The following is an 11051-nucleotide window of genomic DNA, read 5'->3' as shown; positions in this document are numbered from 1 at the left end:
AATTATTGTTAATGTTTATTTTTTTTGATAACAGAAATTACATCTACTATAATAAAACACAAAAAAGGAGTCCAAAATGAAAATGTCATTTAGCAAGTCATTAACCGTTTTTCTATGCCTCTTAATGGTTTTCACCATAACTACGCCTGTACTCGGTGCTGTTTCTTCCAAAGACTATGAATCGAATTGGGCAAAAGAGACCATTCAATCCGCCCTATCATCCGGAATTGCCGATGGTTATCCAGATGGAACATTTAAACCGAATAATCCAGTTACCCGTGCAGAGTTTATTTCACTGGTAAACAATATTTTCGGATTTACAAATGCTGCTACTACCAATTATACCGATGTATCTACAACAGATTGGTATGCACCTGCAATTGGCAAGGCATTCGCAGCTGGTTATATCAGTGGCTACCCAGACGGCAGTATGAAACCGGATGCCCATATATCTCGTCAGGAAGTCGCATCCATAATTAGCCGTCTCAAATCTCTTTCGGCAACTTCAGATACTCCGGATTTTACGGATGGGTCTTCAATAGCAACTTGGAGCAAGCAAGCAATTATAGCCATTGATGAAGCAAAAATCATGGTTGGCTATCCAAATGGAAGCTTTAAGCCTTTAGCTCAAACAACAAGAGCAGAAGCATTGGTGGCAATTACTAGAGCTTTCAATTATAATGTGATCAGCGAACCTATTGCTGTATATTCTATTGATGTAAAAGAAAATACAATGACTTTAATGGCTGGTGGATTAACCGGAATAATAGCCCTTGAGATTACTCCAGATAACGCTACCAACCAGAATGTAAACTGGACATCAAGCGATAGTAGTGTCGCAACAGTAGAAGATGGCATTGTTACACCAATAGCAGAGGGAACTGCTCTCATAAGGGTAACCTCTGATGAAGATTTAACAAAAACCGCAACAACTACTGTAACAGTTGTTAAGTCAACAACGCCTACAGAACCTACTGAGCCTCTTGGTAAAACTGTCGATTTAGGTATGGCTGGTGATTTTGTAATCTTATCAAAAACAGGTATTTCCTCTGTTCCTAATTCAGTAATCACAGGCGACATTGGCGTTAGTCCCATAGCTGATACCGCTATCACTGGATTTTCTCTAACACTGGATGCAACCAATCAATTTTCAATTTCTGACCAAGTTACAGGTAGGGTATACGCAGCAACTTATACTTCACCAACACCTAGCAATCTGACCACAGCCATTAGTGATATGGAAACCGCATATACCGATGCTGCCGGAAGAGCTGTTAATTTTACAGAACTTCATAGTGGTGATCTTAGTGGTAAAACGCTTGTACCCGGTGTCTACAAATGGGGTACTGGCGTCCTTATAAACTCTGAAGTAACACTAGACGGTGGACCAAACGACATTTGGATTCTCCAGATTGGCGAAGGCATGACCCAAGCTAACGGAACAAGAATTACATTAAGCGGTGGTGCACAAGCCAAAAATGTTTTCTGGCAAGTGGCTGAATCTGTTTCTATCGGAACCGGTTCACATTTCGAAGGTATAATTCTTAGCAAAACAAACATCACCATGGGAACAAATGCATCCATCAATGGTCGACTATTGGCTCAAACCGCAGTCACCTTAGATACAAGCACGGTTGTCGCACCATAGTTAAAGGATTTGGATATCAAAACTATTTTTTAAATAAACTTAGAACTACTTAGTTTTGACACCCCATTATAATAATTTTTTTGCATAGCATAGACAAGGGAGCATCTCAGTTAAAATCTACGAGATGCTCCCTTTGATTTGTTCTATTATATAAACTCATCCACCTGTGTAAGCATGTTCAAACTCAGCCAGGTCATTCGCTTCTTTTTTTAACAGAAATCAGTCTCTGTCATATTACGACAGACTTCCCAAACCCTCTCTATATTATCCTCCTCCTCTGCATATCTAGGGTAGACACGCATATCCAGAAGTTGCCTAATGCTTTGCAATAAGCCATAAGTGTAATGGGATGGCTTCATGACTTCTAACTTATTATTAATGAGCTTGCCTGACACCGTATTCAAAGCTTCGGAGGTACATATATCAAAATATATATTTGCTATGGTTTCAGGTTCTGCACCAAAAGCATTTTGAATTTCGGCTGATAGTCTCCATATAGATTTGAACTGCCTTCTTGTATCCCCCGAGAGCTTAATCGCCGGAATTTGGATTGCATTGACTTTAATGCCATATTTGTTCAATACCTCTGACATCTTAAATGTTAACAAAAGTAGGGCCATTTTGGACTCACCATACTTTCTATATGTATTGTAAGGCCTAGATTCTTTGTACTCTCCTTGCAGATTGTCAAACTCAATTTTTCTGTTTTTTACAAAGTAGTGTCTTATGCTAACTGTGCAGGCATTCAGTATTTTTGGATTATCAGATTTGTTAAGCCTATCTTTTAACAAATAAGTTAGAAAAAAAGGTCCGACTGCATTGGTGGCAAAGGATAATTCAATATGGTCTTGACTCAACTGATATTCTTTTACGCCATGTTGTAGATAAGCTGCATTGTGAATCAGTATATCCAATCGGTCATACTTCTTCTCGTAGGCATTACAAAAGCATCGGATGGCCTCCAATGAGGCAAGATCTAATTCTAATAAATCCACATGGCTATTCTTCGTCGTTTCAATAATATAACGCTGAACCAGACGCCCTTTATCTAAGTTACGGCAAGCCATGATAACCTGATAACCTTCCCTAGCAAACTTAATAGCTGACGCTTTGCCTATACCTGAATTTGCACCTGTTATTAGGACTGTTTTCGCTGTCATATAGAGCTCCTTATTTACTCATCATCTACTTTTTTATAAAAATAGATGGTATCGATGCCTTCACCCCTGTGATTTTCCAATCTATAAGCTTCATAAAATCCCAAATAATGTAGTGTTGATAAATGATGGGCATTGGTTGACCAAGTTCGTGTACTCATATAGGGTAGTCTATATGGATATGGCAATGACTTTTCCATATATCCATACATTTGCTTAAGCAAACCCTTATTTCTATGGTCTTTTTTCACACAAATGGTTGTTATATAATTGGATATCCCTATATCCGTTAATTCTTCACAGTCATATTTATGAATAAATGTCATAAAACCGGTAACTTCACCGAACTCATCCAAGGTAATAATATAGTTCTGTGCTTTCACGACCTCAAAGTAGCGGTAGGGTAATAAGGTTTTAGGCGCCTCTAATCCACCTAACGTCCTCTGACTTGAACTCTCTCTTGATGACAAAGGTGGCAAAAACTCTTGATCACATTCACATAGTATTTCCCATACACCTTTTTCATACGGCGTTTTATCTAAAGTCTCAACAAAAATAATCGACATATTATGCGCCTCTTTTCGCAAAAATATATAAACGATGGGTATATGTATCAATTTCTTGACTTGTGCACAAATCATAATATTCTGTGGTGAGATTATCTCTGCTAGCCACATCCGGCAACCTGTTTAAATATGGTAATAGGCTGGCATTTTTAAAATTATCAATAAGATTTGAATGTTCTTTTCCATCTGTAACATGACTGATAACACGAACATGCTCATAACCTATTTCTAAAAGCATATGCTCCATCTCATCACTGGTCGGATAATAAATAGGGTATTCCCAATTTTCAAAATATCGATCAAAATTTAAGTTGTGAATTGCTTGCAGTACCACTTTATGTAAGCCGTAATAACTACGGAATCCTCCTTGATGTACCGCAAGCTTGCCTTGTGGTTTAAGGGCTTTAAAGAGCTTGCCATACATTTCTTTGGCCTCAGTTACCCAGTGCAGTGTAGCGTTGCTAAATATTAAATCATATTTCTTTTCATAATCAATGGTTATGGCGTTCTTTTGATAGAAGTGAACTTGTGCTTCTGGTACGCCTAACTCATCTTGATTCTTTTTAGCTACTTTTATCTGACTGAGTGATAAGTCGAATGCATCAATATAGATTGAAGAATTCTTAGAATAAAGTTCTAGAGTTGTCTTACCATTACCACACCCTACATCCAGTACCTTTATTCCCTTACTAAGTTCAATCATGTCAATTAAAGTACTGCCTTGTTTTGATTGCGTTTCTGAAGACAGGTTATATTCTTGTCCATTGTACATAAGTGGATCATCCTCCACGTTATAGGACATATTTGTAAGTACAGATAGTGCAATAATTTTTTCTAAAGCTTTTTTATTAATATTTTCATCATATTCAAACACTTCAAAAATCAACTCTAAGAATTGTTGTTGTTGAGCCAATCTACATCTATTGAAAGTTTCATCATAAACCATATCCTCTTGCTCTTTTGTCCATGTTTTATAATGGATGTTTTGTTCAAAAACATCATACATTTTCGGATAAGCCATTTGCATGCAGACAAATATCAGATTTGCCAGCTTCATCCCATCATTACATAGAAGCCGCTCGTTACTGTCATCGAAAATCTTGCTCAACTTCACCGCATTCATCAATCTTTTAATGACCCTTGGGTTCTTACCCACAGTTAGAAGAATCGTCTTAATCACGTAGGCCTGATAGCGATTGCTGGGCCCATGATTTTCTTCAAAATAACCAATATCATATAGAACCTTCATGACGTATGTATTAATATTATATTTTGAAATCGGCATGACAAAAGGTAGCTGGATTAATTTATCAAAATAAGATCGATAAGTTTTATCACTTTCATCAAGATCTTCACCGTATTTTGCTTTTAGACCTTTTAGGATGACTTCGTAATCTACCGCCAAAACAAAAACACAGTTTTCAATGACAAAAAGATTTTTGAGTACTTCAAGCACTTTAATGGCGAAACTTGGTTGAATACGATCTAAGTCATCAATAAAAAACACGAAACCTTTTTTAGATAGACTATTATCTGCGTGAACCAATATATCAATCACTTTTGCAATTTTGTTTCTAATTTGGCTGACATAAGTATGCTCACCCTGATTAAACATACCCAGAGCTTGTCTCCTCGCTTCTTCATCAGCACCTGTCATGCTCATAATTATGTCTGAGGTTTTAAAAAAATATCTTTTAAAACTTGAAAAGATATCATCAAATTCCTTCTCTAATATAATATTCTTTGATTTCGCTATTCGGTTGATTTCTTTTAGGATCAAATAGGATAGGTGTTCAATTATGTCTTTTTCTTCCCCTTGAAGGTATAACTCCCATGTATTAATCCATATCGCTTCAAATTTTTCATCGTTGTCATTATCGCACAACTTTTTCTTAATAATGTTCATAAGTGATGATTTCCCGCTACCCCACTCACCTTGAAGGGATATGGTAATAGGGGTATCTGAAGTCACGATAAATCTGGTTAAAGCATCGGCATATTTCTCAATATTTAAGTAATCCTCTTCCTCATGAACAATCGGAATATCTCTAATATCAATTCGGCTCATTTTTTTCCCTCTCTTTTATATCCAATAGCAATAATATGATATTTCATATTACTATTCGCCTTTATGTATTTCTTAAATAAGTATACACTTTGGCGCTATTGATTTCAAATGATTCCCAAGTCTTATTCGCCTTTTCTTATAGATCATCATCTTCATAGGGCATACTTCAAATATTTTATCATATTGCTTAAAGATCTATCCATCTGATTGTCTACTATGATGTATTATTATTTCTGTGCTTCTATAACAAAAGAGGCGACAAAGTCCTGTATATTTTTATCCGGTGCCCATGTTTTTAATATTTGACTGCTATTATCTTTGGGGTACATTTTGATATGACTAAACCCAGCGTTCTTAAGCATTCTTTCAATATCACCTGAATACGCTGCCCCGGATATACAACCTGCCATCATCGACAAATCATGTTTTATATTTTGTGGCATGTCTGCTGTGGCAACAACATCTGATATTGATAATCTCCCGCCATTTTTAAGAACTCTATAAGCTTCTTTAAATACTTGTTCTTTTTCAAGGGATAGATTTATGACACAGTTCGATATGATGACATCAACAGATTCATCTGGCACCGGTAAATGCTCTATTTCACCCAACCTAAATTCTACATTGGTATACTCATTTTTTTCAGCATTCTCTCTTGATAAACGAATCATTTCAGGTGTCATATCAACCCCAATAACGAAGCCAGTGTCACCAACTTCCTTTCTTGCTAAGAAGCAATCAAATCCTCCGCCACTTCCAAGATCAAGGACTGTTTCACCTTTTCTCAGACTTGCTAGAATAATTGGGTTGCCACAACCTAATCCCATATTGGCATTTTGAGGAACATCAGATAAGTCACTTTCTGCATACCCGATTTTTAAAGATAAATCCTTAAGGTCGAAGGATTTTAGCTCATCTTCCTGACTACCACAGCCACATCCACATCCTTGTGAACCTTTCAAAGCGACTGCTTCATAGCTTTTACGTATATGTTCTCTTATTTCTTCTTTTTTTATTTTCATCTCGAATCCTCGTCTTTTATTTTGTTTTTGTTTCATAATTTAAGACGTGTCCATCTATAAATGGTCGCCCCCCTATAATAACCTGTAAAACTATAACACCGAATTATATACGAATCGAACCAGGCCTATTCTTATTAACAAACTATATTTTTTATATTTTTTACATTCAAGTTTTATTCTTCTATACTTATTTTTCTTGTAGCTCTCTTAACAATCCATTTTGTGTTTTTGTTATTTGAATGATCCCATTCTTTGATCAGTTCTGCTGTTGGCGCCTTGTTTACTTTTAACCAATCCGTCAAATGGTTTGCTACTGATTTTTTCACAAACATGACTTCGTCTTCTTTTAGCTTTTCTAATATCTCAAATACCGGTTCCGGATGTTCAATAAACGTATCCAGTTTTGTTGCCCAGGGAAGCTTGGGTCGCAATCCTTCACTGGACAGTCTTCTTAGATGAAAATTATCTGACTCTGCCCATTTTGTCATTTTCTCTATTGCTTGCTTCGGATATAACCTAATAAATGGTCTTACAGCATATTCACCTGTATTTCTTTTCGTTATTTCTTCAATCAGATCCATGGATTTATCAAAATGTGCCAAGCCATATTTCTCAACATACTTTCCAATTGGTAAGATCCAATAGAACTCTTTAAACATGCCTGTTTCATGTTTATTCTCTTCTCCCAATATAGCTTCAAGAATCCTTGATGCTTGATCAAATTCCTTAGGCAAGTAGTTATAGAGCTCGTCTGCGTGTAATTCTACTCTTTTAGAATAACTAAGGCCCTCACACTTTTTACCAATGGCACCGATATACTCTTTTTGAGGAAATTCTTTATAGACCTCAAAGATTTTTTCCCCTAAAAGCTCTGCTAGATTCGTACCATAATACTTTGAAATACTTTTATCATGATCTTTTTCCACTTTTTCACTTCCCTAAATAAATGCATTTATTGATACCCTATTCACAGCACACATTCCAATTATATCCATTTTACCATAGTGTTTTCATCTAATACAACAAAAACCCCCTATAATAACAGTTCTATTCTTGCAACTGTTATTATAGGGGCCCAAATATTTTATGGTGTTTTTGCTTTTGTCACTATCTTTTCTTGTTCTCTAGGAAAGTCGTACTACAGTATTCAGCCTTGAAACATGGCTGATTACGTTAAGGACATTTCCTGTCGAACCGTTCAGAAATATGAGCAGAGCTCATAACGAAGCGAAGCTTCTTTTCTTGACCGGATAGCACACTTCTGTTACCCATTCATCTGGGTTTTGTGTTTGTGCCGGGCTTACATGATAAATGCAAAACATGGCACCATCAAATTCATATTGATTGTCATTGACCCAGTTTGCTACGACTTGGTTAACTTCGGTAATTTGATCATAGCTCCCTTTGTAGATTGCTGAAGCGATTTCTATGGAGGAAACTGTTTTAAATACAACATGCTCCGTGTTTGAATGTTGATCCTTAAGGGCCATTTGTATCTCCACGTCTACATCCTGCTCCTTATAGCCTTCATCATGGAAAATTGCAAGACTATAACACGGGTCATCCGGCTTTAGATTCATTTCACTTGTTTCTGCCATCAATGTGTTCCATAGTATGCTCTCTTGGTCATAAGATGGAATAACCTTTCTCACACTGGCAACATATCTTTCCGGTAAGGTCTTTAAAACGACATTGTAATTCATAGCTGTATCATCCTTTCTCAACCGACTAATGGTTGTTTCAAGGCGTCGTAAACGATGCTTGGCTTCTTCAGCTTGAGCTTCAATTTCCGTCTTTTTTATTGACAAAAATTCAGCCAGTGCTTTTGTATCCTCATACTTTATCAGTATTTCCGAGATTGTTGACAAACCAAATCCCATATCCTTAAGGGCTATGATTCTAGATGCAATTTGCAATTGTTCTTCGTTATAATACCTGTAACCATTGGAAGCGTCAATACTTTTTGGCTCCAACAAACCTAGGGCATCATAATGCCTTAACATCCTTATACTAATCCTTGATAATTTTGAAAAATCTCCTATTTTTAACATTGATTTTACCTCACATATATATGTTTTCTTGAGCTCATCTTTATTATAAAGTGTACCACAATGTGAGAGTCAACATAAATATTGTTTTTCGGTAAATTAAGACAGTTCGCGTTACTCCCACCAAATCGGAGCGTGTTCCCCATCATAATGCCAATCATGTTGGACGACTTCATAGTCTTTTGGTATCTCAAATATTGCCATATTCCCCTTTTTAAGATTTGTTACTACATATTCTTGTCTAAATCCTTCTACTTCTTCGCCTATTGGGCTTTCCTTAAAGAAAGAAGCTATTTCTACAAATCTCCCGCTTTCTTTATCAATACTATATTCATAAAACGTAATAAGGTCACTCACACTACCTTTCCCCATGTCTTGAAATGTGTATATAATTTTTTTCTCTGTTTCTCTTCTTCCTCTAAATCCTAATGAATGAAAGTCAAATAATTTCATGTCTGAAACGGATGTCTTATATTTTTCAACGACTCTTTTCTCTGGCACCACTGTATTAAAGTATTCTCCATCGTGAAATTCTATTATTTCTAAGGTCTCACCTTTATGATTTTTTACCTCGGACGTTATCGCAATTTGGTTCATTGCTTTTCCACTACTATGCATCTTCAAAATATTTTTGCTATTTTTTTTGTTTATTAAATCAAGTATAAATGGTTCCTCTATAAATGTATTGCTAATAGCATCTTGAAAGTCTATCAAAGGTTCATTCATATATGAATAAATAAGAAATGTTATATCATCATAGGCTATATCCTGAGGCTCGACAAAAACACTATCCTCTATTTCTTCATAACGGATACTCAACGCTTCCATTTCTTTTTCTACAGCTCCATCTTCAGAAAAAGTATAGCTCTTGATAACAATTCCATCTTTTATACTGATCCACTCTTTTACCAATTTATTTTCTTCATCGCGACTCATTAATCTTTCAAGATATATCACCGCTTCACCCTTAAGCTCTGTGACTAAGCAATCTACGAAATAGTCTTTTGAACCAAAGACTATTGGATTATGTCTTGGAACATCTTTATTATCTATTATACTCGGATAGGATGCTCTTCCTATTGATTCCATTTCTAACTCTGTAACCACATAATATATCCCGTGATCCCTTCGATAATATCTATCATATTTCGGATATTGATCTGATCTAGTTACTTCATAAAAATCCTCGTTTTTTAGATGCACTGTTGTTGTTTCTTCACTGTATATATAATCATAATCATCCGCAAACATAAGCCATTTCGAATGCTTACTCATATAGTCTACTGTAATACTATCAAACCCTGCGTGCGTTATTGATTTAAACAGATCTAAACCGGACAAAGTGTCGTCAAATTGTATAACGTCCCTATCTAAAGAATTTGTCTTTTTTTCTTCAGGTCTCTCTTTTATGGACGGAAACCCCATCTCTATTGATTTTTGAATTAACCCTTCATCCCAATTCTCGCTAATTTTATCAATCTCTGCGCTTTTAATATCACCTACTCTTATCAATTTTTTATCTTCATCACCCATCGGCTTTTCAAACTTATCAAAGGCACGATATAGCATTATAATTGCCTGCTCACCTGTAAGGTGGTCTTTAGGCGATAATAACCTATCACTTGTTCCATTTATAATTCTATGAGCATTCATAGATTCTACCGCTTCAATAGCCCAATCTGAAATATGCTCTATATCCTGAAAAGCTTTTTGAAATCCTACACGGGCTTGATAGTTAGTTGTACCTACTGCATCTAATGTTCTAACAATCATAACACACATTTCTTGTCTCGTTAAAACGTCCTCGGGCATAAATACATCTTCTGATTTACCCTTAATAATCCCTGCATGATAAGCCTTGATAATCTTAGGATCTGTTACATCCTTAAAGGGATTCGTAGTGGGTAAATCTTGAGTCCCCCCTAATTGATCATAAAACAAAATAATAGCTTTTGAAAAATCCAACCGGCTTATATTGTCTGAAAATTGAAAGGGCCCATCTTTCATAATATCCGGTAGAAGCCCTGCTTGATCTGCTTTTGCTAGTTCATCTAGAGCCCAACTAGATGCGCTATTATAATTAGATGTAGCTGTAGCTGCTGTTGAAACACTTGTTATTAAGCTCAAACATAATAGAAACAATATTATTTTTTTAATCATCTTTTACCTTCTCCTTTTTTTGTTACCTAACCTAACAAGGCCTTTTTGAGTTAAGACAGTAGAATGTCCTGAACATTCAAAGACTTCCCCTTAAAAATACTCATGAACTCATTTGTGTTAACCTTTGCATTAAAGAAATTTTTAGTCCACTCATCTTTAGTAGCCTTAGGATAAGCTTTACTAGTAAAGCTTCACAACCAATATCGGTCCATATTCGGGCCTGCCCACGGAGCATTCACATCTTCATCTAGATCATATTTCTTTTCCTTACTACTTTTTGCAAATTCTTCAGTAATGATTTCTAAATCCTTCTCATCAACAAAACCGTCTTCATTAAGGTCCCCATCTAACTTATAATGAGAAAAATCTATCTAGTTATTAT

The 11051-nt window shown here is 35.9% G+C and carries 8 protein-coding genes; 1 reads left to right on the top strand and 7 read right to left on the bottom strand.

Annotated features, from left to right (window positions below; genetic code table 11):
• Positions 1-76: 76 nt before the first annotated feature.
• On the top strand, positions 77-1648 hold the full coding sequence (locus P0N36_RS13270; protein WP_275843338.1) for an ice-binding family protein: 1572 nt from the start codon (positions 77-79) through the stop codon (positions 1646-1648).
• A gap of 209 nt (positions 1649-1857) precedes the next feature.
• On the opposite strand, the gene P0N36_RS13265 is transcribed toward P0N36_RS13270, so the two are convergent.
• The 7 genes from P0N36_RS13265 to P0N36_RS13235 all read right to left on the bottom strand — a co-directional run bounded on the left by P0N36_RS13265 (position 1858) and on the right by P0N36_RS13235 (position 10669).
• On the bottom strand, positions 1858-2808 hold the full coding sequence (locus P0N36_RS13265) for an SDR family NAD(P)-dependent oxidoreductase (RefSeq protein WP_275843337.1): 951 nt from the start codon (positions 2806-2808) through the stop codon (positions 1858-1860).
• 14 nt (positions 2809-2822) lie between these two features.
• Positions 2823-3371 carry a hypothetical protein gene (locus tag P0N36_RS13260; protein ID WP_275843336.1) on the bottom strand — a complete coding sequence of 183 codons (549 nt, stop codon included), beginning with the start codon at positions 3369-3371 and terminating at the stop codon, positions 2823-2825.
• A 1-nt stretch (position 3372) separates the two neighbouring features.
• Positions 3373-5439 carry a P-loop NTPase fold protein gene (locus P0N36_RS13255; protein ID WP_275843335.1) on the bottom strand — a complete coding sequence of 689 codons (2067 nt, stop codon included), beginning with the start codon at positions 5437-5439 and terminating at the stop codon, positions 3373-3375.
• 227 nt (positions 5440-5666) lie between these two features.
• A complete protein-coding gene (gene arsM / locus P0N36_RS13250) occupies positions 5667-6461 on the bottom strand; it encodes an arsenite methyltransferase (RefSeq protein WP_275843334.1) in 795 nt (264 codons plus the stop codon).
• Between the two features lie 173 nt (positions 6462-6634).
• Entirely contained in the window at positions 6635-7387 is a 753-nt protein-coding gene (locus P0N36_RS13245; protein WP_275843333.1) for a DNA alkylation repair protein, read from the bottom strand.
• A gap of 291 nt (positions 7388-7678) precedes the next feature.
• Positions 7679-8512 carry a MerR family transcriptional regulator gene (locus P0N36_RS13240; protein ID WP_275843332.1) on the bottom strand — a complete coding sequence of 278 codons (834 nt, stop codon included), beginning with the start codon at positions 8510-8512 and terminating at the stop codon, positions 7679-7681.
• Positions 8513-8623: 111 nt separating this feature from the next.
• Positions 8624-10669 carry an S-layer homology domain-containing protein gene (locus tag P0N36_RS13235; protein WP_275843331.1) on the bottom strand — a complete coding sequence of 682 codons (2046 nt, stop codon included), beginning with the start codon at positions 10667-10669 and terminating at the stop codon, positions 8624-8626.
• Positions 10670-11051: the final 382 nt, after the last annotated feature.

Source organism: Petrocella sp. FN5, assembly GCF_029210395.1.
Taxonomy (GTDB): Bacteria; Bacillota; Clostridia; order Lachnospirales; family Vallitaleaceae; genus Petrocella.
This window is presented reverse-complemented; position numbering and strand designations above follow the sequence as displayed.